A 25,522-nucleotide genomic window follows, 5' to 3' on the forward strand; every position below is an offset into this window, starting at 1 on the left:
CCGCTGGCCGGCAACCCGGGTTAGCCAGTTGAATGCAGTTGCCGGCCAGCGGCCGGCACTACCGATCAGCTGCAGCGCAAAGCGAATCGCGGCCGCAGCAGCAGCGCCAGTACCAGCACCGCCAGGAACGCGCCATAGGCATACAGCACCGCCAGCACCTGCGGCCAGATCGGCCCGGCGCCCGGCTGTACCAGACCGATGTGGTGGCCCCACAGCATCGCCACGATGCTCAGGGCCAGCGCCAGTGCCAGCGTAGCGCCATCGAACAGGCGTCGCCGCGGGGTACGCGGCTGGCGCGGAAACAGCCAGTACAGGCTGCCCAGCAGAATGAACCAGGGCAGGAACAGCAGCAGCGACAACCAGGCCATTGCAGACTCCATGTCATCGCGCCTGAGGCGCGCGGACATCATGCCATGGGTGCACTGCCGTGGTAGTGCCGGCCGCTGGCCGGCATTTCGCCCTCAACAGCGCCGACCAAGGTCGGCATCTACCGATCAGTCGGCGCGCAGCACAGCCAGCGCCGCCAGCACCGCATCCACCTCGGCTTCCAGCTTGAACAGGTCGCTCTGCAGCTGGTCACCCTGCTCGGCCTGCTTCAGCACCGCGATCAGCTGGCCGGCATCGCGCGGCGAGTCGAAGCCTTCGCTCTGGATCAGCAGCGTGCCGTCACCGGCGGTCAGCTTGAAGTAGAAGCGACCATCCTTCTCGCGGTACTGCTTGAACAGCGGCGGAGCGGCGCGGGCTTCACCGGCATCTTCGCTGGCGATGTCGCCGGCATCGGACAGATCACGCAGGCCCACCGCATGGCGCAGTTCTTGCAGCAGCGGTGCTGCCAGCTGCTCACGCAACTGCTGGCCACGGCGCTTGAGCAGTGCTTCGATCTTCTCCGGCTCGGCCATCAGCGCGTTGTAGCGCTCGCGCAGCGGCGACAGTTCGCTGTCGATGCGCTCGAACAGCTGCTGCTTGGCACCGCCCCAGCTGATGCCATCGGCGAAGGCCTTGGCGAAGGCAGCGGTCTGCTCCGGGGTGGCGAACGCCTGGTACATCTGGAACAGCGCCGAACCTTCGGTGTCCTTCGGCTCGCCCGGGGCACGCGAGTCGGTCAGGATCGAAAACACCAGCTTCTTCAGCTCCTCGCGCGGCACGAACAGCGGAATGGTGTTGTGGTAGCTCTTGCTCATCTTGCGGCCATCCAGCCCCGCCAGGGTTGCCACCTGCTCGTCGATCACCACGTCGGGCAGCGGGAAATATTCCTTGCCGTACACATGGTTGAAGCGCTGGGCGAAGTCGCGCGCCATCTCGATGTGCTGGATCTGGTCACGGCCCACCGGTACTTGGTTGGCCTTGAAGATCAGGATGTCGGCCGCCATCAGCACCGGGTACATGAACAGGCCAGCGCTGACACCTGCGTCCTCGTCCTGGCCTTCCTCCCGGTTCCTGTCCACCGCCGCCTTGTAGGCATGGGCGCGGTTGAGGATGCCCTTGCTGGCGATGGCGGTCAGGAACCACATCAGCTCGGTGGTCTCGCGGATGTCACTCTGGCGGTAGAACCACACGTGTTCCGGGTCCAGGCCACAGGCCAGCCAGCTGGCAGCGATCTCCAAGGTCGCGCGCTGGGTGCGCTGCGGGTCCTGCGACTTGATCAGGCTGTGCAGATCGGCCAGGAAGAAGAAGCTCTCGATGTCCGGCGCGCGGCTGGCCGCAATGGCCGGACGAATGGCGCCAACGTAGTTGCCCAGGTGGGGCGTGCCGGAGGGGGTGATGCCGGTAAGGACTCGGGTCGTCATGACTGCGTGCGGAAACCTTCTATGAACGCGGCCAGTTTACCGTGCACACGGTCAACCCCGTCAGGGCCTCCGGCGCGTTCATTCACCCAACCCCGCTGGAGACGCCCGATGAAACGCCTGCTGCCCCTGCTGCTGATCCTGCCCCTGGCCGGCTTCCGCCCGGCTCCGCTGCCCCCGCCGATGCCGCAGGACGGCCCGGTGCGCGTGGCCCTGGTCGACCGCGACCGCGGCACCGAGCTGCGCAGCTACCCGGCCGACGGCCAGCGCTGGGTGGCCGGTGAGCGCGGCCACCGCTATGCCGTGCGCCTGTACAACGACAGCCCGCGACGGGTGCTGGTGGTGCTGTCGGTGGACGGGGTCAACGCCATCTCCGGTGAAGACGCCGATCCCTCGCAGACCGGTTACGTGCTCAACCCGGGCCAGCGCGCCGACATCACCGGTTGGCGCAAGACCCAGGACGAAGTGGCCCAGTTCGTCTTCAGCAGCCCCAGCGGCAGCTATGCCAGCCGCACCGGTCGCCCGGACAACGTCGGCGTGGTCGGCGTGGCGGTGTTCGAGGAAGCGCGTCGCTGGCGTCCAGAGCCGATCCTGCGCCGTGGCCTGCCGGTACCTGCGCCGGCCGCCGAGGCCGCCGCCGATGCGAGTGCCAGCCGCAGCGAAGGCTACGCCACGAAGTCGCAGGCACCCGCGCTGGGCACCGGGCATGGTGCGCGCGAAAGTTCATCGGTGCGCGATACCGATTTCGAACGCGCTACCCGCAGCCCGGCACAGGTGCTGCAGCTGCGCTACGACAGCGCCCGCAACCTGCGAGCACGCGGCATCCTGCTCGATTCGCCCTCGCGCCTGGACCGCCAGCCACAGGCCTTTCCCAACCCTTACGTGCCCGACCCGCCGGTACGCTGATCTCCCCACAGCACGACGCCCGCACCGGTAGGGTGCGGGCGTCGGACGTGGGAGAAGAAGCCGGGTGTTACTTGTAGTCCGGATAATCCTTGCGCACGCTGGCCTCGAAATCACGGACCTCGCTCTCGGCGCGGTCCTTGGCCCAGCCATAGCGCTCCTGCAGGCGGCCCGCCAGATACTCGGCATTGCCCTCTGCCACATCGAAGTCGTCGTTGGTCAGATCGCCCCACTTGGCCTGGGCCTTGCCCTTGAGCTGCGACCACTTGCCGGAAATGATGTCTTTGTTCATTGCTGGAACTCCTGGGTTGCAACGGCGTTCTTACCGTGCATCCAGCCTGCCGCATCACCTGTTGAAGAGCGGTCAACCCGTAATGAAATGCATGCTCACCTGCTTGAATGGTTCACTGCTCCGACGGAATCCCACGGACAGACGCGCATGAAAAAAGGCCGGGGAGACCCCGGCCTTTTCCATACTGCGCACCACCTCAGGCTCAGTTGCCCTTGGCGGCATCCTCAACCTTCTCACCAGCCTTCTGCACGTCCTTGCCGGCACCGGCAACGGTGTTGCAACCGGCCAGCAGGGCCACCGAGAACATCGACAACAGCATCAGGGCAACTACGCGCTTCATGGGCTTCTCCTTGGGTTTGCCGCTACACCGCTCAATCACGGGGTTCGGTTGTATTGATCGGGGCGGCAGGCTGGCTCGAAGCCAACACTGCCGCGTGAGGTGCAATCTGGCGGCAGGGGCGTGGAGCGCGTGTGAACGGTTCGTCCAACCGTTCAGGCTGGATCCTCTCAGTCGCGCATCAGGGTCGATTTCCCGAACAGGCTTTCGACCAGGTCCACGGCCAGTTCGGCGGTGCTGTTGTGGTTGTCCAGCAGCGGATTGAGTTCGACGATATCCAGTGAGCCCATGCGGCCACTGTCGGCGATCATCTCCATCACCAGCTGCGCTTCGCGGTAATTCACCCCGCCCGGCACGGTGGTGCCCACGCCCGGGGCAATGCTCGGGTCGAGGAAATCGACGTCGAAGCTGACGTGCAGGTGGGTGTTCTCGTCGATGCCGGCCAGCGCCGCTTCCACGGTGCGCTTCATGCCGTTCTCGTCGATGTAACGCATGTCGTAGACATCGACCTTGTGGGTCTTGATCAGGCGCTTTTCTTCCGGGTCCACCGAACGGATGCCGATCTGGTGCACCTGCGAAGGCTTGATCGCCGGTGAGGTGCCGCCCAGCCTGGTCAGCGCATCCGGGCCGAGGCCGCACAGGCAGGCCACCGGCATGCCGTGGATGTTGCCCGACGGGGTCACCTCGCTGGTGTTGAAATCCGAATGCGCATCCAGCCACAGCACGCGCAGGTCCTTGCCCTGCTCGCGGCACCAGCGCGCGACGGCAGTGATCGAACCGATGCCCAGGCAGTGGTCGCCGCCCAGCATGATCGGCATGCGGCCGGCCTGCAGTTCGGCATAGCTGGCCTCCATCAGCGCATGGTTCCACGCCACCACTTCATCCAGGTGCCGATAGCCCTGCACCGGCGCGGTCCACGGGTTGCGCGGGCCGTCCAGGTTGCCGAGGTCGCGCACGTCCACGCCGCGCGCTTCCAGTGCTTCAGGCAGGCCGGCCACGCGCAGGGCTTCCGGCCCCAGCCGGGCGCCGCGATGGCCCGCCCCGATGTCGGTGGGCACGCCGATCAGGGTAACGGCGGGATGATGGGCCATGGGTGCCTCCTGCGAACGAAAAAGAAGCACAGTCTAGCCAGACGCATGTGACACCACTCGCGGCGGTGCAGCAGGGCCATCGCATGGCATGATGCCGCGCGGACCCGACCGCCCTTCATGGAAGATTGCGATGTCGCCCTTCATCAACACCGCTTGGTCGCGTTTTTTCATCGGGGCGCTGCCCATCGCCGTTTTCGCGATTCTGTTCAGCAGCTCGATGGATGCGTCGCCGAATGGCTGGCTGATGCAGGCGGCGCTCCTGCTGGTGCCGTTCTCGACCCTGGTATTCCTCGGGTTGGGCTGGCAGCGTCTGCGCAAGGCACACGCCGAATATCCGATCCTGAAAAGCGAGCTGCACCGTATGCTGACGGCGTTGATCGGCAATGTGAAGCTGGCGGCGCTGTGGTCCGGCCTGACCTTCGTCGGCATGCTCGGCTTGGTGCTGGCGTGGGTACTGCTGTATACATCCTGCGGCTGAAGCAAGCACCGGCCCACTGCACGCTCAGCTTCCGCGGCGGCGAATCGGCGTCACGCTCTGCACCCGGCCGTCGTTGCGCATCATGCACAGGAAGCGGCCCTCGGGATAATCGATGATCAGTTCCTGGTAATCGGTGCCGACCGGCACCTGGGTCACCAGCGTGCCCTGTGCACCTTTGCTTGCATTGCACGAACCGAGCGCGGTATCGCCCGCTGGCGCGTTGGCTGCGGCCTTGGACATGTTGCGGAACGTCGCGCGGCAGCCGCCATTGACCCAGACCGAATGCCGCGACAGGCCCCAGTTGCTGCCCTGCTCGCAACGGGTACGGCTGAGCTGGCGCACGATCTCCACATTGCCACGCGTGTCCATGTCACAGGACACCTGGCGCTGGTCGGTGGATTCGCAGGTCACCTCGCGTGGCAGTGCTGCATCGTCATCGCGATCCTGATCACGGTGGTGCCTGCCACCTTCCACGGCAGCCGCCGGCGTGCCGTTGTTGCTGACCTGGCAGATGCCGTTGGCACCGCCGCGTCCGGTGTAGCTGACCTGCGGCGTACCCTCGTCACCGGTGCTGATTGAAAGCGTGGTGCCGCTGTTGGCATCGCGCGCTTCGAAGTAGCGATCGTTGAAGCGCTTGAGGGTGGTCTCGCGGCCCTGCACGTAGACCGGCCCGCCCTCGTCTGCATGGACATCCAGCCCACCGGGGCAGCTGGCATTGAAGAACGGCACGGCGGCCATCGCCGGTGCTGTGAAGGCGCTGGCGAGCAGCGCGACGGTCAACGGCAAGCGGTGGCGGCGCATGGTCGGCTTCCTTGTGAGGAGTGAGCGGAGGGCGCCAGTATGGGGACTGCCGGAGTTGCTCGACCGTGAGGAATATCAAGCAACCGATCACGGGCCGCAGACCACCGCCATCAGGCCAGCGCCATCATCGGGCGCATCACACGGACGTCCGGTATGCACACATGACAGCTCCGCCCTTCGGCCACGCACAGCAGCAGCTGCTGGCGCTGCAGGCCATGCGTCCGCGGTTGTCGTTCATGGTCATCCAGGCAGCAACGGGGGCTGCGTCAGCCATTTCGCCGAGGATGTGTTTCCGTGGCCGCAACCCGTGCCGGGTGATCCGGGGACGCGTTGACCGAACACGAACATTGCCAACTCACGCCACCTTCTTCGCCGTCTTCGAAGTGGTCTTGCTTGGCTTGGTTTTGGACTTCGCCTTGATCGGCTTGCCGTTGCTGTCGACCGGTACCAGGCTCAGACGGAACCCGAGCGATCTGGCCAGCTTGCTGAGGTTGCCCATGGTTGGGTTTCCTTCTCCACGCAGCATCTTGTAGAGCGTTTCGCGGGCGATTCCCGTAGAGCGTGCAAGATCTGAGATGTTCCGTGCTCTCGCCGCGATACCCAGTACGGATGCGATGAAGGCCGAGTCATCGGGAGCCTCTTCCAGCGCGGCTTCGATGAAAAAAGCGATGTCTTCTTCGTCGCGCAGGTGTTCAGCAGCGTCCCAATCGTGCAGCTGTACTTTGTTGTTCATGATTGTCTGCCTCATCTTCCGTCGCATATACGCTGCAGCCACTTGGTCAAAGCAGACTGGCGAGCTTGCGGGCCTGCTCGATGTCGCGTTACTGGCTGTCTTTGTCGTCGCCGCACAACAGGATGTAGGTAATCCCCGCGCGCTGCGTGTAATAGATGCGGTATCCCGGGCCGAAGTCGATTTTCAGTTCGGCGATACCGCCGGCGAGCACCCGGTGCTTGCCAGGATTACCCAGCGCCAGCCGTGTGATGCGTACAGCGATGCGCTGACGGCCCTGCTTGTCACGCAGACCGTTGAGCCAACTGTTGAACTCAGTGGTTGTCTGAATTCTCGTCACATGTCCAATATAATGGACATGCAACCATGGCAAATCAAGTGGGGAACGCAACTGGATTGCTTGCACTGATCTCAGTCAGTGGATGGTGCTTATCCGAACCACAAAGGACATCCATCTATTTAATTACAATGGATATTTTTAATGAACGTCAACATTGACACCCCCAATTGTACCCCGCATGACTTGGCATGGTGGCGGACCCCCACAGATGCTATGGACGGTGGTGCTCGCTACTGGGGCAAATTGACATGGTCAGAGCAACGCGCCCAATCCGGCATAGTCCGTCTGGTGCACCCTGGTTAAGCTCGCCAGCAGTGCTGGCGATCCAGGCAGGCTCGTAGCTTAGCTAAGCCCAATGACATATCGAGTGGGCTAGCGGAGTCTCGATCCGTGCCATAGCTATCCTTCTGGAGCCGCATGCCGTCCACGATGAGCCGAGAAATCCGCGTCGACGGTTAGCGCCATGAGCCAAGCTGAACGTTCTGCCTCAAACCGTCCGCGCCGCTCCAAGCACCGTATGCTTGCGCCGAATCGCCCCATGGCCGCCGATGCGTTGGCAGCAAAGACTGGGCTTCAATCGCGCGTACAGCCGCTCTGCCGAACGTCAGGAACTGCACTTGGAACCATCGGCAGTCTCAACTCAGCGACGGCACCGCCTAGAGGGCTTCTTCGATTTAGCGAGATGCTGCCCCCCGCACTCTCAACGATCTGCCTCGACAGGGCTAGCCCGATCCCTGAACCACCCTCTTTGGTCGTGAAGAACGGAACGAAGAGGTTTGGGCTTGGGGGCGATCCCGGGCCACGGTCGAGAACTCGCAGCTGGACCGTACTTCCACAACAGTCCGATTCAATCTCGACCAAACTGCCCGCTCCAGCCTCAGCAGCATTGCGGATGAGATTGATCAGTGCTTGGCTCATCTGATCCGGATCAACCAAGACCGTAACATCAGGATCGACGTCAATTCTGATAGGACAATCTACGAACGCAGCACTGCTAACGCAGAGCTCCGCAACCCGCGTACGCCCTCAGCGCCAACACGAACAGTGCGCCGGCTATGACGACTGGACAGCACCCCGCGTTAGATGAAACCGATGAGGGAGGAGCGTTTCCGGGGACAGGCGGCCGATGCGGGGCCAGAGGTCGCTGACTCGGAGACTGCTGCTGCATACCCCCAACAATGGACTGATTCCTACTCTGCGTCGGCGATGGATTCAGGACTGGCAGAGGGGGAACTCCCGATCCTGGCACCGCTCCCACCATCCCCTTGATGATGCTTGCATTGCGACTGGCTGCTTGAGTCGAGATGCCCCCAAGGCAGCTCCTACAGACTTCCCAACCACCCGAAGCCGGAACTTGGCGTCCTATTCGCCCAGCATCTGTATCTGACCAGGTGAGCTGATCGTAATTAACACGTGGGTATAGGTGATAGTTCGGCTACGCCAAGGTCCACTATCGCGGCCTGGCCAAGAACACTGCGCAGGTACTCACGCTGTTTGCGCTGTCCAATCTATGGATGGTGCGTCGGCAGTTGATGCCGGCGTAGGGGCTGGTGCGTCCGGCGCAAAGCGGGACGCGCAGATGGGCGCTGGAAGCGCCCGCAAGGTCGGTTGAAGCCGCCCAGATAATAGAGGTGTGGATCCATCGCTCCGGGATGCCTTGAATCAAGATGGCGAGGCGAATTGATCAGATGATCCCTAGGAGCATGCCCACCACCCCCGAATTGACTCTACCAATTCGAGATTCCCAGGGCCATCCGGGGAACTATCACTCCGCAAGCTGCAGAAATACTCGCCTACCCAAGCATGCCTCACCGTAGTCTCTACCGATCGAAAGAATGTGGGAAGATACCATTGAATACATTTGGGTAGGCGCAAGACTCCCGGACACGAAGCGCATCAGAACATTATTTCTGCCCAGTTCAGATGATATTTCCCAGAGCATTCCATTCGTGGCAGAGTTAATTGACTCGACTGGCTGATGACAAAGCAAGATGTCAAAGCAGCTCTCTCTGCCATCCACGACACCTAAAGGCACGACGACGCACCAAACCAATCCAGTGACCTTCCGGACGCGCTGGAGGGCACTCCAGACGTCTTGATGCACGAATGAAGGGCGCTGAAGTGAAAGATTCACTTCCCTCACCTCCTCAGCCTTGTAACCCGGCGGAGACGAGTGAGTTGACCTCGAAATATCCTTCGCAAAGTACTGTTGCAGCCTCTGCTTCTGCGCATCGAAGAACGCGCCCGCGGATGAGTACGCAACCAGACTTACATCGATAAATTCTTGCCTGTACTGCTCCGAAATATCGGAAGAAATCGACTTCACCCTGGAGCGCACATCGCAAAGGGGCATGTAGCTAAAATTAAGAACTCCTCTTCGCGCACACTCAAGGAATTTCTGCCGAACTTGATAAGGCGTCCTCGCTCCAGGTGCGATTAGAGTGGGAAATGCGTCCACCTCAGAGTAGTTCGCACTTACACCGGCCGCTGCTCGAAGACATCTCTCTGTAAATTCTCGATCGACGACAGCCAGATCAAGATCCGATCTGCCACGAGCAAATGAATGCCCGTGGAGCAGGCTTATTCCGTACTTGGCGGAGCCACAAGCGTATACTGCGCTCTTTGGAACTGCCAAAGCGTCAGAGACACGATCACGAATAGCGTTGACGATAGACTCATCAGCGCCTTGATCGTCGTGAGAATGGTCTCGAAAAGCAAAAGCAGCAATATCGGCCGACGAGCACCCCTCACTTTGCAGCAGCGTCAATTTCTCAAGCAAACTCACTTGTCCACCTCGTCTTCACGCAACCAATTTTCGGCGGCTCGTTCCGCTCTGGAATCGGACAAAGAGAGAACGGCCTTGTCGGGCTCAATACCGGAAGGATATACCCGACCAGCCCTGTCCATAAATGTGGCGCATGCAACGTGCAAGCGATAGCCACCGGGCAGGTCGAAGCTCCTATTGGATGTAGAGTACCCCCCGCTGCGCTCACCGAAACTCCTCGTTCGGGGCCGCCCATTGAAGGCGATCGCAACAGCTTCACCAGAGCTCGCGGTACTTGAACCAAGCAGAACTGCCACCTTATCTCCCGTGAGATCTGGTACAGATGGTGCTGGCGGATCAACAATCCAAGCGTCGACGGATCCATCCCCGTTCTCGGTTCCGCCGATATCCTCGGTTCCAAGGAGGGGACTCAAAGCTGAAAGCATAGGCCACATATTCCCTCCACTATTCAACCTAAGATCTACAATCCACCGCCTGACCCCGAGAGCGTGCAGCCTGGATAGCTGTGAATGGAACGTCCCCACAAAACGATCAACTTGCTCTCGATCGCCGCCTGAGAAAGGCGGCACTGACACAATTGCGACGTTGGCACCAATCTGGGTGAACTCTGGCTCAAATTTTGGACCCGACTGCCCCTCAGCCGCAACTACATCGTCAGGCGTCTGAAGAGCACTATGATGATCTCCAAGAGCTCGCAAGACCCCCCTGATGCGCCGCTCCATTTGCCAGGGCGTTTCTCGAGCAACCTCCGCCAACACCGCCTCACCGTCTACTACTCGCCAGTCCACCTTGCTGGCAAATAGAGCATGCTCACGGACTATGCGCGTGGCTTCCTTGTATATCTCAACTGTAGAAACCTTAGTTACCAAGCCCTTATCGACATCAGCAAGGGGGGAAACAGTTAGCGATTCCAACTCAACGCCGATTCCATCAAAAATGGCAACTCCCACAATCAGTGTATCTGCACGACTATCTATGTCGAATCTCCTGACGAACAGACCCTTCTGATCGACAAGGGCCATCTCAGCAGCGTCAATCTGAGCCGAATCACTGTCGACCCTGAGCATGATCTTTGCCCTACCGGCACCTTCAAGCCGATATTTAGCCTTGATCTCCACCTGACGACCCTTTAACTGCGCAGCATCCAAACGAATTGCAACTCCGCCGTAGCGGCACGTTCCGCCGCCGCCACCTGCACCTATGCTCGCCCCCCCGGAATTAAGTGGATTACCCTCACCGTGCCAAACACATGATTTGTCAGGCGAGACAGCGAACCACTTGCCCATCAACTTTCCTCGCGAACATGAAGCAACAGATATTGATATTGCGAACGCAAGTAAAATAGAGAGACTACGCATGGCACACAGCCGTGGAACTCTCATTATCTGTCGCCCGACGTTTCACAAAAGCGACATAGGACCGCTTCAGAAGCTCCCACACAACCGCCTCTTGGTATCGATGATCCTGAACGAACATTCTATTTACCCTCATGTGTATTATCGCCCATGAAATAGAATATCTCCTTCCCTCTGACTGCATAGCAAGATCGCTGGCAATTTGATCTGTCAAAGACTCCGGCGCAAGCGCTTCGCACCACTGCGTATCAACCCCGTCAAAGCTGATCGCCCCTTCGAGCAACCTACTCCCTGCGGTAGCAAACAAGCGCCCTATTCGCTTCCTGTCATTCTTTGAAAATCTAATTTCAGCGTGAAAATCTGCAGCAGCTCGCGTTGCGAACTTCAGCCGAGATTCAAGCGACCTGTACCCTAGGGAGATCATTAAGCGGTCCATTGAAGCTGCAACGCACTTCCAGTAATCGCCCCCCTGATCATCCAGGCGATCGGACTGCCTCATTAGTGATTCACTCTCACATACCCAAAGATCTTCAATCTTCGAGAGGAGCGCATCTCCTCCATACCGCTGAAGTTCACGGACATAGGAGTCGACTGATATCTCCTGAATGATAAATTCACGCCGGAGAGCATCTAGCGCCTCTACTAACGACCCCACCACCTCCAAGCTAACTTTGCCTTTCGACGTCCTAAGCCTGACACGAAGATGAAAGCCCTTATCGTCTCTATACCTGACAAAGAACAGTTCTAGCTGCTTCTCAGCAGCGAATTTCGCGAGTGCATCAAGCACATACGATGCACTTTGGGCGGAGGAGTATATTTTCACATAGATCCAACCCCTACCAAGCACCTTGACGGCCGAATCAATATCTGCATGGCACTCCGAGTCATGCGGGCGGCCTTGCCCAACAAGCCGATGGACGAGCTGCAGCTCATGAGCTCGCGGGCCGTCGGCCGCCATGATGGCTGGCTGAAGGCCAAGTGGTGATGTAGTCGTCAAAATGGACTTCTCGGCACGTTTGAGGTGCCGTATTAGCTCGGTTAGCATCCACCCAACCCGGGTGTCAAAGGGGATAACTCGATCGCCCTGTACCAATGCCACCTCGTGCGGCATCGAAAAATCGTCAGATAGTGTACGCCAGGCTTGAAGAAGCTGATCTCCCTTCAGCTTAGCTACGTCATCAATCCTTTCGGGTTTAATGTACCAGGTCGGCCTGCTGAGAATAATATCCTTGAACCTCATTCCTGGCACATAAGGCGCCGTTGGAAAACGGTCACGCAAGGTGGGGATAGAGACCGCTTGCCCCTGTGTAGCGATACTGCTTAGGAATCGGTAAAGGGGCAGACTGCCGGGTCGATCGACTGCGTGAGCGTTGCTCATTCGAAGGGACAGGAAACGTCCTAAGGATCGCGATTTGACAAGGACACGACCATCTCTGACCAGAATCACCAAGTCTGCGAGATTAACACGCAGTACGTTCTTCGAAGGACCAGCGCGTATCCCGATCTCCACTGCACTCAACACTGGACGCGCACAAACACTACCTAAATCATCTTCCGGCAAATGAACGATCTCTGCGGGCAGCGCATCAGATTTTGAGTGGGGCATGCCGTCACGAGCGAGAGCACTTCTTAGCTCCGGCAGCTGATACGAAAATCGTCCCATCACCCGCCCAGCTCTTTGCGCGCCAACGCTTCGTATTTCGATCAACTCACCAGCGTTCGACTTCCAGACGCTCAACCATGAAACCACTTGCGCATCCAGAGAGTTTTGCGAAAGCCCGACATAAGACTCCGGGCCGGGCCGAAGGTGGATATACTCCTGTGTAGAATCGGAAATCAACTTATCCACCACATTGGATATACCTGTGGCAGCCGTACTATCTCGTGACCTCGTTACCGATGACGCGCCCAGGAAGCGGAGGATGGACGGAGCTGAAGACGACCTCTCGACGTACCCAAGGCCTGAAAGCTCACTTGCAATATCAAGTAGCGGGACCTCTAAGTCCCCGTATCGAGCAACGAAATTAGCAGCGAACTTAGTCAACCCATTGTTCTTCTCAGAGAACACCGCAAACATCGCGATCGCCTCCTCTACGCTCTTGACAACACGCGAGGAGACTGCTCCGAGGCTCTTCCTAGCGTACAGATCGACTTTCACAGGCAGATCAGAGCGCTCAGCACCAGGACCTTGCAGATCTGCAAGACTACTCATCGCCGCGTCATAAGACGAAGGGACAGAGAGAGCCATTTCTCCTGAGAGGCAACTGACCTTGGATTGCGCGTCTGCGATTTTCTTTCCATGGATGCCCGCCTCAACGAAAGAATTCGCCATACTATCCAAAAGATCGTCAGACGTCAGATCAAGGAGGCCATCGCAGCAGAGCAGCTGAGCATCAACGAGTTCAGCCAAAAATTCGGCGAACTGACCCTCGGAGACCTCAGGGTAAGAGTCCGTCGCGGCTCTAGCGAGTGTCGTGAGACTTAAACCCTGACGGGCAAGCTCCAGCACGTGCGAAAGATACTTATCGACCTCCACCATTTCATTCCGATATATTCTCTTCCCCTTTCTATTTAGGGAATACGCCACCCATGATGCGCGCCCGCAGCGAATACTTAGCGTGTCATTTGGATAAAAGGGCAGGTCTGGATTATCATGCATCTGTCGCAACAATCTTGAAGCTATCAGACTGACCGCCGCTGTGGAGGCCTGAACGTGACGATAAAGCTCTCGCCGGACGGGGGCAACCACGCTTCCACAGCCCGCGACAGCTACAGTACCAACGCCGGCAAAGGTGCCAAATGGCGTAGACCGATACGACATGCGGATTAGGTATTTTGCAACTGCTGCGATGACGTCAACGTCAATCTCGCAACCTGTCGAGCTAACGTGATCATATCGAGCAAGCAGTGCGGGGCTGGCCAACCACACTGCCTCGCGAACATAGGGATCCGCCATAAGAGCAGCAACTTCCCTTACCAAATCTTCCTCGCCGCAAGACAGCCTTCTGACAGTGTCAGCGGGCAAAACCGCGAATCGAACGAATGCAACGTCAGACGTCATTACCTTCAGCTGATTGGTAGGCATATTACTCACGACCCGACCTCCAGTATTCGACCACTCCGCACCTCTAGTACTCTGTCTGCCAGATTTATAGTCTGAGGACGATGTGCAATTACTATTGCTGTAATTCCGCCGTCACGGACGGCCTCGCCAATTGACTGCTCATTTTCCAGGTCGAGTTGACTCGTCGCCTCGTCAAGGACCAAGATCTTCGGCTTCTTATAGAATGCCCTAGCGAGTAGTATGCGCTGCACCTGCCCCCCCGACAGAGTGCTACCCATATCACCAACTGAGGTGCGATAACCCATTGGCATTCCCTCAATTTCTCCAGCTACGCGAGCCCGCCGGGCCGCGTGCACGATGTCTTCCATCGACGCATCTTCGTCAAAGAACGAGATGTTCTCTGCGATCGTGCCAGAGAAGAGCTGATCCGTCTGCATAACACAGCCAATCGCATCACGCACCAGCCGTTTGCCCGCAGTGCGAATGTCCACACCACCAACAGAGATAGCGCCAGCTTGTTGGTCATGAACACCAAGGAGCAGCTTTGCAATTGTGCTTTTTCCGGAACCCGACGCGCCGGTAATGGCGACCACCTCACCACTCCTAACAGTAAAGCTCACACCATCTAGAATCTGGGGTGTCCCGTAGCCATAACTAAACTTTACATTGCAGAACTCCACGTCACTCCCGACCAATCCAGCAATTGTGGATTCCGTATATTTTTCCGGAGAAGAAAGCGCGATATCTGCGATTCGCTCTGCGTGGAACTTCAGCAGTCGAAACTGAACCGCATAGTCAGCCAACTTTGCAAATCGCAAAGTAAATTGATCGCTGTATATAACAAATGCAACAAGCGTCCCTGAAGTCATCTCGCCACTTAGCGCGAGAAATCCACCAATCCAGAGAACGGCCACTCTCTGGCCGGCTGTGCAAATAGTGTTTGCAATTTCGAAGAATAGATCTAGCCGCTGAAACTTAACATTCGTATTAATGACTCTGGCCGTGGCATTCATGAAGCGGACCGACCGCGATGCCGCTTTATTGTTGAGCCGAAGAGTAAGCATGCCGCGCAAGGACTCGATCAACTCACCCTGCTGGACAGCAGTAACGTTGACCTGTCTCTGAGCCACTTCTTCGTATGCACGCAGATACAAAAGCCGCGCTACGACGTAGGACGCAGCAAAGAGGAAGACGACCCCAGCTAGAACCTTACTGTAGTAGAGCAGCAAACCGAGCGCTGCGACGGCCATCACCCCATCGATAACTACCACAACAAAGTTAGTCGTCAGGGTCTGCTGTATTACCGATATGGACCCAAATCTGGCAACTATGTCTCCCAGCTGACGCTTGAAGAAGTAGTCCAGTGGCAGCCTGAGCAGGTGATTATAGGTGTTAGCGTTCCATCCAATATTTATGTTGCTTGAGATCCATATAAGCATCCATTTCCTCATCGCCTCCGTCGCGGCACGTAGTCCGAGCACCGCGAGAAAAGTAAACCCAAGAAAATGTAGCAACTGCATATCAGAAAAAGGAAGGACCTGGTCGATGGTCATCCTGAGCTGCTGCGGAACAACAAGCATTAGCGCTTCCAAGAAAAGCGCGAGCACTAATACTTGTGCCAAGCTACGCCCTAGACCTTGGATTGAACCTGCGAGAGCCCTGAGAGACACCGGCTCCGCACGCACTTTTCTCTTGACCTTTACCCCGGGCTCGACCTCAAGGGCTACGCCTGTCGCAAACTCATCGAGCTGCTTCAATGAAATTTTCTGTCGACCTAGTTTGGGGTCGACAACAATCACGTGATCACGAGCGACTCTGGTCAGAACGACAAAATGCTTCATCTTCCAATGAAGTATGCATGGAAGCTGCAACTGAGGAAGTTCGCCGAGATCGTACTTGACTGGACGTGACGAGAGACCTATGTCGCTCAAAATTTCAATAAGATGCTGCAACCCCATTCCGCGCGAGGTTACCGGGTATCTCTCACGAAGCTCATAGAGGCTCTGTTCGACCCCGTGGTACCCGGCCACCATCGAAATGCATGCCAATCCGCACTCCGCCTGCTCGGTCTGGAGAACCGTCTCAACTCGCTTCTCAGACCGTAAATTGAGGAGCCTTGAGTAGCTGTGGCCAGCGGCCTCGGCATTTCCGCTCAGATCACCGCTCATTTAAGATCTTCCGTCTTTCTTACAACTTTGAACACCGGCTCGAATACCCATTCATATATGGCGCGACTTTCGAGCATAATGTCCCCTTCGACAGCCATCCCTGCTGAAAGCGCTCGGGGCCCGTACTGTGTCATTATTTCATTGTCACGAAGTTTTACCAGGACGCGATAGGAACTCTCCGCCTTCTCGTCTCCAATCCCAAGACTACTCCTGACTTCATCGGACCCGAGCGAAACCCTGGTCATGGAAATTACTTCTCCTGAATGTGTTCCATACTTCTGATGAGGAAAGGCCAGGTACCTCAGCCCTACGTTAGTGCCGGGCGAGATGAAGCCTGACGCGGCCGTAGGAACATATAGCTCTGCCTGAAGCGCGGAGTTCAAAGGCAATACTGTCATGATTGAACCGCCGGAAATAACGGTATCGCCGCTCTTCACGAGGATATTCGTAACCACCCCCTCCCGAGGAGATACTATTGAACTGCGCTCCTGGACGTAACTCTCGTTCAGAGATCGAGTCAGTTCACCGCGCTTTCTTTCGAGTTCGTTTCTCAACCTTATGGTATCCGCGTCCTGCCTGTTGAGCTGCAGCATCAATTCGGACTTAACTCTCATCAGTGAAGAGATCTGTGCAGTTTGCTGTGCAATTCTCGCCTTAGCCTGTAGCACCGAAGATCGCTGCAGCACGACCTGCGCTCCAGATACGTATCCTTCCCCCTGAATGGCTTCGTACTTTTGCAGCAATTCATTCTGCGACTCGAGATCTGCGCGATAAGCGTCTAGCTGCTGGTTGGCCGCGGCTACCTCCGAGCTCAAAAAATGTATTCTATCTCGGATACTTCTGCGCTCTTCTTGCGCGACTTCACCAACTCCGGAGGTCTCCTCCAGAATGTCTGAGATCTCCGACTTTATCCGCGCCTGATCTGATTCAGACATTGCGCCGGATTTCTCAGATCTCAGATCATTAGAAAGCTCAACTAGAATCTGCCCTGCGCGGACCACATCCCCTTCTCGGACATGAAGATCAACAACTTCACCAGCAGACCTCGCCTTGACCCGAGCCATCCCTTCTACGGGAACCAACACCCCTTTTGCGGTTTCTCGCCGACTGTATGTGCCCAGCAGCATCCACACAATCAGCACCAGCAACGTCATCAATGCAAGCCCGGCCCAGACTGTGTGGCTAAGTGGTGCGCCGACACGTATTTCACCGAGGACAGAACGCCCTGGCCGCTCCCGCGCGCCCTTTCCTAGGTGGTGACGCCCCGGATCCAACTTACGGGCAAACGTCCGTGTAGTTGCAGTTATAGGACGCGCACGTTCCATCGCTGTCGCAAATGTTGCTCACACAGCCGTCGCTGTCACAACCGAAGCTACCACACCAGTCGCTGGTGCAGTCCCCGCTCGCACACCAGCCACTTGGATTATCGCATCGGCCGCTCATGGTCTCGATTCCACCACTAACCAGCGACACTTCGTCGTTAGTCAGGACCGTGACAGTACGCTTCTTAAGCTTGAGCATTTTTTTATTCCTTGTCCTTGTTTATAGATATTAATGCAAGTCCAGTGCACACATCTTTCTTCCACACACCTCCTTCAGTAGTTCACTCCAATATTCCTAGCGCGGACATCCAAGGCCGGACGTTGGTTCCTCTTCGAATTGCACGATTTGCGAGCGCAATCCCCGCTGCGCCCTCAAGCAGAGAACGACGTATCTCTTGCGTACCGTTGTACTCACTTTTGAAAGCAGGACCGGGCACTTCCAGTGAAATTGCCCTTTCGTCCATTTCGCGAGAAACGTCCCTCAGACGTCCGCGTATATTCATCGGAAGATGAGACGAGCCGGAAAGTAGGTTAGTTATAAGAGCAGCCCCTGAGAATCCATGACACAAAGACGCGTCCTTCATTCCGTGGTCACCCGACTTAAACTGCTCAAGAATTCCGTTGGCTACAAGAGCGAATCTCTCAGACCAGCTTCCATCCAGCCTACAGACTCGATCTAAAATTATTCCAATACCCAGACCTCCGTAGCACCACGCTAAACGCGATGGTTGCGCTCCACCTATAAAGGAAGGGAATGCAACGGCATCTGATGAAAGTGCTATGGATTGACTCCAAATGCGCTGGGCGGCCATTTGGATCACACCAAACTCCTTGTCTGAAAGCTCACTTCCATACACTCCTAGCGCAACAAGCAGCAGTCCAGGGACACCATGGGCAACACCGAGGTCTAGCGCGCGTTTTGACACTGATTTTTCCGAACCATCTCGCCAGGATGAGAGAATTCGGAAGACATCTTCTCGCAGCGCGGCTTTCAGCGCGCCCGAGCCACCATAGGCAGAACGGCTAAATGCATAAACCAGAACGCCAGCCAAGCCATTTACAAGATCGACTTCCGGGTTCCTGATTGCGGAGTACTGCTCAGCAAGAATGTCATCAAGATCACTCAATAGCTCAATCAAGTGCTCTGGCGCCGCTTCAGAAGGTCCCATCTGAGCAACCAAGGCGAATCCGGTTATTCCCTTATATAGGGAAGAATTCAGAGAACGGGAGTCTAGCAACTCGATTGTCGAATCAAAACATGCTCGGTAAGAAAGTAGCCGGCCCGGCACTTTCGAGTCGCTGTAATCGTCGGACATGCAGAGCATGGAGAGAGGCAAGCCATGCCCGAGCGAGTGGGACATTGGGCCATTGAACTGCAGCTCGCGAGACGAGCAAAGTCTGGATAGCAGATCATCATCAGGCGAATTTCCGACATCACGAGCAGGCTCCACAACTGCGTCCAGATCCATACTATTCGCTCTCGCGCTCCAAACAGCTGATTCCGAGATAACCCCGAGGATCTCGGAGAAATAGTCAACTAGTGATATCCAGTTTCCATTTGCTTCGACATCGCGCACCTTTATTTCATACGCACCGTGGGCCTTTTGATTTACAATAGATAGAGGCAGGAACAATTCGTCAAGCTTTGGATCTGCGTTGAGGTGACAACTGAATAGCGCGCGCGCAACTCTGCCATTCCCATCTGCAAATGGGTGAATGTTCAATAATACTGCCTGTGCAAATATTGCACCGCCCACTGGAGGGAATTCTCCAGCGCACAGTTGAGCCCTGAGCTCTTCAAGCCGATCTTCAATATCACTCGGATGAGAGAAACTTACTAGCTTGTCGCCTGCCATGCCAGTTATGCCAACTTCGAATGTTCGCAGCTCCGCACGCTCACCAGTTGCCGCAGAAGCGACACCAGTTAGCCAACGCTGGAAATTTTCTCTTGAGCTTATGGCCAGAGGATATATGGCGCTCGCACTTCTGAAGATCCTGTAGGCGTCAGAATGAGTGCACACCCTTCTTTCGGCTATCCCGCGTTGAAAGGACACGCTTGGGTGAGCGGCGGGGTGCACAAGCCGCGAGGAATTGGCCTGCCAGAACTCTGCGGCGCTAACAGCACTGGTTAGATCGCGGTTCCCACTCAATATTTTACGAACCCTCTTCGATTCGCAATCAAGGCTGTTCAGCCTTTTGAGGCAAACGGCTGAAAGATCTCCGACCTTAGGAAAATTGAGACGTCGCACACGAACCATTTCGCTGGCAGACATCAGTCCAGCTCCATCTGATCACAACGCAGAAGTATGGCGCCGTTCGGCGCGGACTCATCACCAGCCTTCCGCTGGCTGTAGAGCGTCGCAAAGTACATCCCGATCTTCAGGACTTCGGAGCCATCCATGTCTAGTGGAATCATCCGTATATCTAGCCCATACCCCAACTGATCTTTGGACCACTCTGCGAGCGCAGCGGGACGCAACCTTTCCGATTGGTAGAAAAGTACGCAGTCCAGGTCTACCGGGAACTTCTTTGGGTTACAGAAACTCCCACCAATTAGGGCAACTTCTACAGAAACCCCCATACCTTCCAGTGCGAAGATAGCCTCTCTCAAGCACTCAACAAGGCGAATTCTCGCATCGTCTAAGTCTAGAGATACTAGATCAGACCAGTTCGCTATGTATGGAGATGAGTTCTCCGGAGCACTTCTATCTATCGGCCGCGTGAATAGCGGAAGGCCTAGCATCCATGCATGCTTCAGTTGCATCCTTTATTCCTAGCTAATTATTTACTAGTTGATGCCCGGTGAAATTCACTCTCCACCCTATTCCGATTGACACAAATCGACTCACTATGTGAAGGCGCACTTGCTGTGACCAGCGAGGCCGTTTGCACCGCGCCTGCACTGCCTATCCGGAATCACGGCATGGGGATCAGCACCCTCAGCGGGAGCGCTTTACTCCGGACATCGGCCAGCCGATTTCACTGCGCGTGCAGATATCAACCTCGCACGTAAGCTCCTTTTGCGCGCGCGATGCATAACCAACCCCCTTTGATCAATCGGTCCCAATTCATTCCTCTCCCTTGTCGGAACACGTCGGCATACGCGGAAGATTCTAAACCGCCCGTGGGCATCTTGAACTTGCACCGCACGCGAATGATGTCCCGCCCTTGGTGCCTTGCCGTGCACAAAGGCTATCAGCTTAGTTCTGCAGGTTCTGCCTAAGGAGGTTACATCTGGACAGTTTTTCTTAAATCTGCGCCATGCATCACGATTTCATTAGCGACGTCCCCCCAAGATTGAGTAGCGAAGCGGTTTGGAGTCCAATCCTCAATAACAAGGAGATTGGACGTGAAAAAGCGCTTTTCCGAAGAGCAAATCATCGGCTTCCTACGCGAGGCTGAGGCCGGCATGCCCATCAAGGACCTCTGCCGCCAGCATGGCTTCAGCGAGGCCTCGTATTACCTGTGGCGCAGCAGGTTCGGTGGCATGAGCGTGCCCGACGCGAAGCGGCTCAAGGACCTGGAGGCGGAGAACACACGCCTGAAAAAACTGCTGGCAGAACAGGTCTTCGAGAACGACGTCATCAAGGATGCGTTGCGAAAAAAGTGGTGACCGCGCCGGCGCGCAGGCTGCTGGTGCAGAGCATGGTCGAGAAGGGGCTGAGCGAGCGGCGAGCGCTCACGGTCGTACGGATGAGCGCGAGCGCACTGCGCTATGAGCCTCGGCCCGACCTCAACGTTGAGCTGCGCGAGCAGATCGCTGCGCTGGCGCACCGGCACAGACGCTACGGGGTGGGCATGATCCATCTGAAGCTGCGGCAGAAAGGACTTGTAGTGAACTACAAGCGAGTGGAGCGCTTGTATCAGGAAGCGGGCCTGCAGGTGCGTCGCAGAAAGCGTAAGAAGGTGCCGGCAGGCGAGCGCCAGTCCCTTCTGCGGCCGTCCGCCGCCAATGAGGTGTGGTCGATGGACTTCGTGTTCGACCGTACCGCCGAAGGCCGGGTGATCAAGTGCCTGACCATCGTCGACGACGCCACCCACGAGGCTGCGGCCATCGAAGTGGAGCGGGCAATATCCGGGCAAGGCGTGTCCAGGGTACTGGACAGACTGGCCATGCAGCGCGGCCTGCCACGAGTGATCAGGACAGACAACGGCAAGGAGTTTTGCGGTAAGGCGATGGTGGCCTGGGCTCACGAAAAGGGAGTTGCCCTGCGTCTGATCGAACCGGGCAAACCGAACCAAAATGCTTACGTCGAGTCCTTCAACGGACGGCTGCGCGACGAATGCCTCAACGAGCACTGGTTCCCGACATTGCTTCATGCCCGCACCAGCATCGAAAGCTGGCGGCGCGACTATAACGAAGAAAGACCCAAGCGAGCGCTTGGCGGGCTAACCCCCGCCCAGTACGCCGCACAGTTGGCGGCGAAGAACGATAACATCAGCACCGGACTCTAAATCCACCCACTACTCAAACCGGGGGACGTCGGCACGACGGGGGCTTTCATCGCGAGACGCTTCGCGTAGAACCCGCTCGTAGACACCAGCTATTCGGCCCTCTCCACTCAGAGGCACTCTCGAATTGGCGCATCAGCTCATCGTCAGCAAAGTCAGGAGCTTTCAGGAACGCGTGACTCAATGCGATCTGAATATCGCCAGCAAGATCGCGCACCTCAGAATCACGCTCGAAGTCAAGTAGACGGTCAAGCCGAGAGAGATGGCCGGCCAATGGACGCGTGAAAGAATTTGGCGCGGACGGAGAATTGGATAGCCGACATTGATCTCCAATGCGCGTTGAGTGAGCGCGACGCTGCCAATGAACGCGCCCAAGAGCCCAGTCACTCCACCTGAGCAACGATCTCCCCTACGCTAGCGTCACTGGAGGGTCAGCCACCGGATGTAGCTCGCCGCTGCGTCATCATTCAGTTCATGCCTAACCCGAGCCTCGAAGAACAGCGCACAGACTCCAGGAAATGCCGTCGGCGCTATCCGGTAGTCTTCGTCATAACTGTCTGCATGTAGAAAGCCAGTACGCTCCAATTCTTCCAGCATTTCGTGGATATCGAGGTCCTCGAATTCCTCGGAATCGTCAATACCGTCTTCATCGAGCTCGACGACAGCTTCATCGTCGTCATCCTCACATGCGTCATCCTCACTTCTTTCACGCTCAGAATCGCTAATGGCGTCTTCGAGGAACGACGCCACTTCTTCGCGAGAAATACGCTCTCCGTACACTAGCGCAGGGACGATATGTTCAAGGACAAATGCCGCAACGCTCGGATGACAGGCAGCCACCTCTCCACGCGCAGTCCGCAGAACTACATCATCTCTGCACAAAAGCAACGTGCAGAATGCATCAATTTCGGCCTCACTCATGTTTAGTACGGCTGCACAGGCCCTTGGATCAATGACACGAATCAACCGATTTTGCTTGCCTCCGGTGAGTTCTGAATTGATGGCTTGGACCAACTTGTGGTGTTTCGCCAAGTCAAAACAGCAGAGAATCCACCACTCGTCGACGCGCTCAAACGCGTCGTGAGATTGGCGCTTTAGGGTGCCGATCATGGTTTCCTGACCGGCCTTCTTAGTGCGATCCTTTAAGGCTTCCTGCTCGGACTTAATTTGCAACCCCAAACGCCACTCACTGCCCTGGTGGTTCGAGACGCGGAGCAGAACATCGATCCCCTGATCTCGGACGAACTGGGTTGGATTAACATCAATGCCATAGCGTTTAAAGGATTCAAGAATGCAGTCAACTCGATTGGACCACTCCTCGACAAGCCAATCATGGCTCGTCTTATCATCCTGAAAGAACCTTTTCGTGTCTGCTGATGTAGTTCCACGACGAGTGGCAATCTCAGCCAGGATTTCGATAGGCGAGTAGTTGTCGTTGGTAATTCGCATCGGGACTTGAAAGAAATGAGAAGGTATTGAGTATAGCCGCGCAATAGTCCATCATCCCGGCTTCTGGCGTACCAAGACCGCAGCACCCATTGCATATAAGCGTGCGATTGTCGCTAGACACGTCAACTTCAATCCCTCTCCGGCATATCACGAGCAGTGGGTGTTAGCGTTTCCTCCGTGCCGAAGCGGACAGCCGGAGAAGATGTGGTCGCCACCAAAGTCAACCTGTCTGACTCTCCTCTATTCCGTGATCCACCTCGCAGAGTTGCTGCGCGGGGGCAAAGACTAATAGGAGGCGACGTTCACGGAGCGGGCCATCGCTGATTTGTATTACGAGCTATTCGCTGCAATAGATAGCTGGAATGAAGTCAGGAGCGGGAGCGGGCAGGTGGAGGTTGGGAGGGCGCTGGAAGTCGCGTACGACGCTGCCTGGCAGTTCGAAGACTATTTTTATAATGCCAAGGGTAGCGCCTTGGATGCTGAGCTCTATAAATCGTAGCTGGAATGGCTAGAACACGGGTCGCGCAGCGTTACCGTCAGCGTATCAGGCGATTGCCAACGCCCGCTCTTGGCCGGAAGCAGACATCCGATCTGGGAGAGCAACCGCAAGGACGTCCGCTAAGCACTTCAGTTTTTCCTGGTTGAGGGCGACCTACCAGTTAGGGCGCTTACGCCACAGCCAGCAACTTTGGCTTCCTTGTTTCAATCCTTAGCCCGTCCAAGTAGTCAGCCCATGCCTGCATCATCCGACGTCGCTCTGGAAGATGCTCAGCGCGGTTATAGGCTGCCTTGATAGGGTTACGCTCCGCATGAGCCAACTGCCGCTCAATCGCATCTGAAGTCCACCCCATCTCATGCAAGAGAGTTGAAGCCATGCTCCGGAAGCCATGACCTGTCATGTCGTCCGTCCCGTAACCCAGCCTACGCAGTGCCGCATTGACAGTGTTCTCGCTCATCGGATCCCGCAGGCTGCGCACTGAAGGAAAGATGTAGCGACTCTTGCTGGTCACTGGTTGGAGCTCACGGAGGACCGCCAAGGCCTGCTTTGATAGAGGGACGATGTGCGCGACGCCCATCTTCATCTTTTCTGCGGGGATACACCATTGGCCAGCCTCGAAGTCGATCTCGGACCACTCCGCCTTTCTCAATTCACCTGGGCGGGCGAACACCAGCGGCGCGAACCTGAGGGCACACAGGGTCGTGAGCTGCCCCGTGTATCCGTCAATCGCCCGCAGCAGCTCTCCAATCTTCGATGGGTCCGTGATCGAGGCATAGTGACGGTTCTTTGCGGTCTTCAACGCCCCTCGTAGGGCTGCAGTAGGATCCCGATCTAGCCGACCGGTGGCCACTGCGTATCGAAACACTTGGCCGCAGATCTGGCGCAGCCGTTGGGTCGACTCAATCTTGTCCTGCGCCTCAAGCCGGCGCAGAACTGACAGGATCTCTGCAGTGCTGATGTCTTCGATTGTGCGCTTACCCAGCCATGGGAACGCGTATGTCTCTAGCATCCACTTGGCCTTGGACCGTGTGCTTTCCGCCAGATCCCCTCTTGTGTCGAGCCATTCAAGAGCCACTGTCGCGAAGCGACCATCTGCGGACAACTGTGCCTTCAGCTTTTGAAGCTGCTTCTCCTCAGACGGATCCTTCCCGTCTCGCAGCTGCGCGCGCGCGGCGTCGCGCCTGTCACACGCCTCTTTCAGAGTCACCTCCGGGTAGACCCCGATGGAGAGCAACTTCTCTTTGCCCGCATGGCGGTACTTCATTCGCCAGTAGCGATTCCCATTGGGCATGACCTGCAGGTAGAGCCCTGCTCCTGCCGCAAGCTTGTAGGGCTTCTCTTTGCCCTTTGCGTTCCTTGCAGCCATATCCGTCAACGACTTATGGGCCATTGGGGGTACATCCTCCTATCCATCTTGCTTGATTCCCCATGTACCCCCAATTGCACCCCCAGTCTGGGTGGATGCTCATGGACGGCCGGGGACAAAAAAGCACAAAAAAACCCGCTATTTCAGCGGGTTGATTGTGCACCGTGGACATCCGTGGATGCCAGTGGATCGGAAGATGGTGCCGCTTATCCGAATCGAACGGATGACCTACTGTTTACAAGACAGTTGCTCTACCAACTGAGCTAAAGCGGCACGGGGTGAAACGCCGACGGCAGCGCCGTGGTT

Annotated in this window: 19 protein-coding genes, 1 tRNA gene and 1 pseudogene; 4 read left to right on the plus strand and 17 right to left on the minus strand. The window is 57.0% G+C overall.

Annotated elements, in window-relative coordinates; genetic code table 11:
• Positions 1 to 65: 65 nt before the first annotated feature.
• Together TEP_RS18185 and TEP_RS18190 are read right to left on the minus strand one after the other, a co-directional pair.
• The gene (locus TEP_RS18185) at positions 66 to 368 is read right to left on the minus strand and encodes a hypothetical protein (RefSeq protein ID WP_132826212.1); all 303 of its coding nucleotides are present in this window, start codon (positions 366 to 368) and stop codon (positions 66 to 68) included.
• A gap of 126 nt (positions 369 to 494) precedes the next feature.
• Complete coding sequence (locus TEP_RS18190) at positions 495 to 1,787, minus strand: tryptophan--tRNA ligase (RefSeq protein ID WP_132826213.1); 1,293 nt, start codon at positions 1,785 to 1,787, stop codon at positions 495 to 497.
• Positions 1,788 to 1,895: 108 nt separating this feature from the next.
• Here TEP_RS18190 and TEP_RS18195 point away from each other — a divergent pair, with 108 nt between their 5' ends.
• Positions 1,896 to 2,690 carry a hypothetical protein gene (locus tag TEP_RS18195; protein ID WP_132826214.1) on the plus strand — a complete coding sequence of 265 codons (795 nt, stop codon included), beginning with the start codon at positions 1,896 to 1,898 and terminating at the stop codon, positions 2,688 to 2,690.
• Positions 2,691 to 2,757: 67 nt separating this feature from the next.
• Here TEP_RS18195 and TEP_RS18200 read toward each other — a convergent pair whose 3' ends face one another.
• The 3 genes from TEP_RS18200 to rocF form a co-directional block, all read right to left on the minus strand.
• The gene (locus tag TEP_RS18200) at positions 2,758 to 2,979 is read right to left on the minus strand and encodes a CsbD family protein (RefSeq protein ID WP_117309302.1); all 222 of its coding nucleotides are present in this window, start codon (positions 2,977 to 2,979) and stop codon (positions 2,758 to 2,760) included.
• Positions 2,980 to 3,181: 202 nt separating this feature from the next.
• Complete coding sequence (locus tag TEP_RS18205) at positions 3,182 to 3,319, minus strand: entericidin A/B family lipoprotein (protein WP_019661832.1); 138 nt, start codon at positions 3,317 to 3,319, stop codon at positions 3,182 to 3,184.
• Positions 3,320 to 3,486: 167 nt separating this feature from the next.
• Complete coding sequence (gene rocF, locus TEP_RS18210; RefSeq protein ID WP_080150399.1) at positions 3,487 to 4,407, minus strand: arginase; 921 nt, start codon at positions 4,405 to 4,407, stop codon at positions 3,487 to 3,489.
• A 130-nt stretch (positions 4,408 to 4,537) separates the two neighbouring features.
• Between rocF and TEP_RS18215 the strand changes: the two genes are divergently transcribed.
• Positions 4,538 to 4,885, plus strand: coding sequence for a hypothetical protein (locus TEP_RS18215; RefSeq protein ID WP_132826215.1), 348 nt, complete (start codon positions 4,538 to 4,540; stop codon positions 4,883 to 4,885).
• 24 nt (positions 4,886 to 4,909) lie between these two features.
• On the opposite strand, the gene TEP_RS18220 is transcribed toward TEP_RS18215, so the two are convergent.
• From TEP_RS18220 to TEP_RS18230, 3 genes are all read right to left on the minus strand, one after another.
• Entirely contained in the window at positions 4,910 to 5,686 is a 777-nt protein-coding gene (locus tag TEP_RS18220) for a DUF3011 domain-containing protein (protein WP_132826216.1), read from the minus strand.
• Between the two features lie 355 nt (positions 5,687 to 6,041).
• Positions 6,042 to 6,419: an addiction module antidote protein gene (locus TEP_RS18225; protein WP_132826217.1), complete on the minus strand. Its 378-nt coding sequence runs from the start codon at positions 6,417 to 6,419 to the stop codon at positions 6,042 to 6,044.
• Positions 6,420 to 6,507: 88 nt separating this feature from the next.
• Positions 6,508 to 6,807 carry a type II toxin-antitoxin system RelE/ParE family toxin gene (locus tag TEP_RS18230; protein WP_276321423.1) on the minus strand — a complete coding sequence of 100 codons (300 nt, stop codon included), beginning with the start codon at positions 6,805 to 6,807 and terminating at the stop codon, positions 6,508 to 6,510.
• A gap of 1,379 nt (positions 6,808 to 8,186) precedes the next feature.
• Here TEP_RS18230 and TEP_RS18240 point away from each other — a divergent pair.
• Positions 8,187 to 8,300: pseudogene (locus tag TEP_RS18240) on the plus strand (IS5 family transposase); the annotation flags it as partial.
• Positions 8,301 to 9,537: 1,237 nt separating this feature from the next.
• Here TEP_RS18240 and TEP_RS18245 read toward each other — a convergent pair.
• From TEP_RS18245 to TEP_RS18270, 6 genes are all read right to left on the minus strand, one after another.
• A complete protein-coding gene (locus TEP_RS18245; RefSeq protein ID WP_165933938.1) occupies positions 9,538 to 10,827 on the minus strand; it encodes a S41 family peptidase in 1,290 nt (429 codons plus the stop codon).
• Between the two features lie 64 nt (positions 10,828 to 10,891).
• Positions 10,892 to 13,981 (minus strand): lantibiotic dehydratase, encoded by a 3,090-nt coding sequence (locus tag TEP_RS18250; protein ID WP_240790764.1) that lies wholly within the window; start codon positions 13,979 to 13,981, stop codon positions 10,892 to 10,894.
• A 5-nt stretch (positions 13,982 to 13,986) separates the two neighbouring features.
• Positions 13,987 to 16,128, minus strand: a complete 2,142-nt coding sequence (locus tag TEP_RS18255; RefSeq protein ID WP_132826221.1) for a peptidase domain-containing ABC transporter — start codon at positions 16,126 to 16,128, stop codon at positions 13,987 to 13,989.
• Positions 16,125 to 17,282 (minus strand): HlyD family efflux transporter periplasmic adaptor subunit, encoded by a 1,158-nt coding sequence (locus tag TEP_RS18260; protein WP_165933939.1) that lies wholly within the window; start codon positions 17,280 to 17,282, stop codon positions 16,125 to 16,127. The genes TEP_RS18255 and TEP_RS18260 overlap by 4 nt, the downstream gene beginning before the upstream one ends.
• Before the next feature lie 449 nt (positions 17,283 to 17,731).
• Positions 17,732 to 19,306: a lanthionine synthetase LanC family protein gene (locus tag TEP_RS18265; RefSeq protein ID WP_165933940.1), complete on the minus strand. Its 1,575-nt coding sequence runs from the start codon at positions 19,304 to 19,306 to the stop codon at positions 17,732 to 17,734.
• Between the two features lie 416 nt (positions 19,307 to 19,722).
• A complete protein-coding gene (locus TEP_RS18270) occupies positions 19,723 to 20,214 on the minus strand; it encodes a hypothetical protein (RefSeq protein ID WP_132826224.1) in 492 nt (163 codons plus the stop codon).
• Between the two features lie 567 nt (positions 20,215 to 20,781).
• Here TEP_RS18270 and TEP_RS18275 point away from each other — a divergent pair.
• A protein-coding gene (locus TEP_RS18275; protein ID WP_132826225.1) for an IS3 family transposase occupies positions 20,782 to 21,905 on the plus strand; the annotation gives its coding sequence in 2 pieces (ribosomal slippage) (positions 20,782 to 21,058 and positions 21,058 to 21,905; 1,125 coding nt in all).
• 417 nt (positions 21,906 to 22,322) lie between these two features.
• On the opposite strand, the gene xopAX is transcribed toward TEP_RS18275, so the two are convergent.
• From xopAX to TEP_RS18290, 3 genes are all read right to left on the minus strand, one after another.
• Positions 22,323 to 23,351 carry a XopAX family type III secretion system effector gene (xopAX, locus tag TEP_RS18280; RefSeq protein WP_132826226.1) on the minus strand — a complete coding sequence of 343 codons (1,029 nt, stop codon included), beginning with the start codon at positions 23,349 to 23,351 and terminating at the stop codon, positions 22,323 to 22,325.
• Between the two features lie 668 nt (positions 23,352 to 24,019).
• Complete coding sequence (locus TEP_RS18285) at positions 24,020 to 25,240, minus strand: integrase arm-type DNA-binding domain-containing protein (protein ID WP_132826227.1); 1,221 nt, start codon at positions 25,238 to 25,240, stop codon at positions 24,020 to 24,022.
• A gap of 173 nt (positions 25,241 to 25,413) precedes the next feature.
• Positions 25,414 to 25,489: transfer RNA gene (locus tag TEP_RS18290), tRNA-Thr, on the minus strand.
• Between the last annotated feature and the right edge of the window lie 33 nt (positions 25,490 to 25,522).

The organism is Stenotrophomonas sp. TEPEL (genome assembly GCF_004348785.1).
In the GTDB taxonomy this organism is placed as follows: domain Bacteria; phylum Pseudomonadota; class Gammaproteobacteria; order Xanthomonadales; family Xanthomonadaceae; genus Stenotrophomonas; species Stenotrophomonas indicatrix.

Bases quoted from the DNA above. Each gene is read 5' to 3' on its own strand.
- TEP_RS18185 (WP_132826212.1), bottom strand. From the start codon at position 368: ATGGCCTGGTTGTCGCTGCTGCTGTTCCTGCCCTGGTTCATTCTGCTG.
- TEP_RS18190 (WP_132826213.1), bottom strand. From the start codon at position 1,787: ATGACGACCCGAGTCCTTACCGGCATCACCCCCTCCGGCACGCCCCAC.
- TEP_RS18195 (WP_132826214.1), top strand. From the start codon at position 1,896: ATGAAACGCCTGCTGCCCCTGCTGCTGATCCTGCCCCTGGCCGGCTTC.
- TEP_RS18200 (WP_117309302.1), bottom strand. From the start codon at position 2,979: ATGAACAAAGACATCATTTCCGGCAAGTGGTCGCAGCTCAAGGGCAAG.
- TEP_RS18205 (WP_019661832.1), bottom strand. From the start codon at position 3,319: ATGAAGCGCGTAGTTGCCCTGATGCTGTTGTCGATGTTCTCGGTGGCC.
- rocF (WP_080150399.1), bottom strand. From the start codon at position 4,407: ATGGCCCATCATCCCGCCGTTACCCTGATCGGCGTGCCCACCGACATC.
- TEP_RS18215 (WP_132826215.1), top strand. From the start codon at position 4,538: ATGTCGCCCTTCATCAACACCGCTTGGTCGCGTTTTTTCATCGGGGCG.
- TEP_RS18220 (WP_132826216.1), bottom strand. From the start codon at position 5,686: ATGCGCCGCCACCGCTTGCCGTTGACCGTCGCGCTGCTCGCCAGCGCC.
- TEP_RS18225 (WP_132826217.1), bottom strand. From the start codon at position 6,419: ATGAACAACAAAGTACAGCTGCACGATTGGGACGCTGCTGAACACCTG.
- TEP_RS18245 (WP_165933938.1), bottom strand. From the start codon at position 10,827: ATGGGCAAGTGGTTCGCTGTCTCGCCTGACAAATCATGTGTTTGGCAC.
- TEP_RS18250 (WP_240790764.1), bottom strand. From the start codon at position 13,981: ATGCCTACCAATCAGCTGAAGGTAATGACGTCTGACGTTGCATTCGTT.
- TEP_RS18255 (WP_132826221.1), bottom strand. From the start codon at position 16,128: ATGAGCGGTGATCTGAGCGGAAATGCCGAGGCCGCTGGCCACAGCTAC.
- TEP_RS18260 (WP_165933939.1), bottom strand. From the start codon at position 17,282: ATGACGTTGCTGGTGCTGATTGTGTGGATGCTGCTGGGCACATACAGT.
- TEP_RS18265 (WP_165933940.1), bottom strand. From the start codon at position 19,306: ATGGCAGGCGACAAGCTAGTAAGTTTCTCTCATCCGAGTGATATTGAA.
- TEP_RS18270 (WP_132826224.1), bottom strand. From the start codon at position 20,214: ATGCAACTGAAGCATGCATGGATGCTAGGCCTTCCGCTATTCACGCGG.
- xopAX (WP_132826226.1), bottom strand. From the start codon at position 23,351: ATGCGAATTACCAACGACAACTACTCGCCTATCGAAATCCTGGCTGAG.
- TEP_RS18285 (WP_132826227.1), bottom strand. From the start codon at position 25,240: ATGGCCCATAAGTCGTTGACGGATATGGCTGCAAGGAACGCAAAGGGC.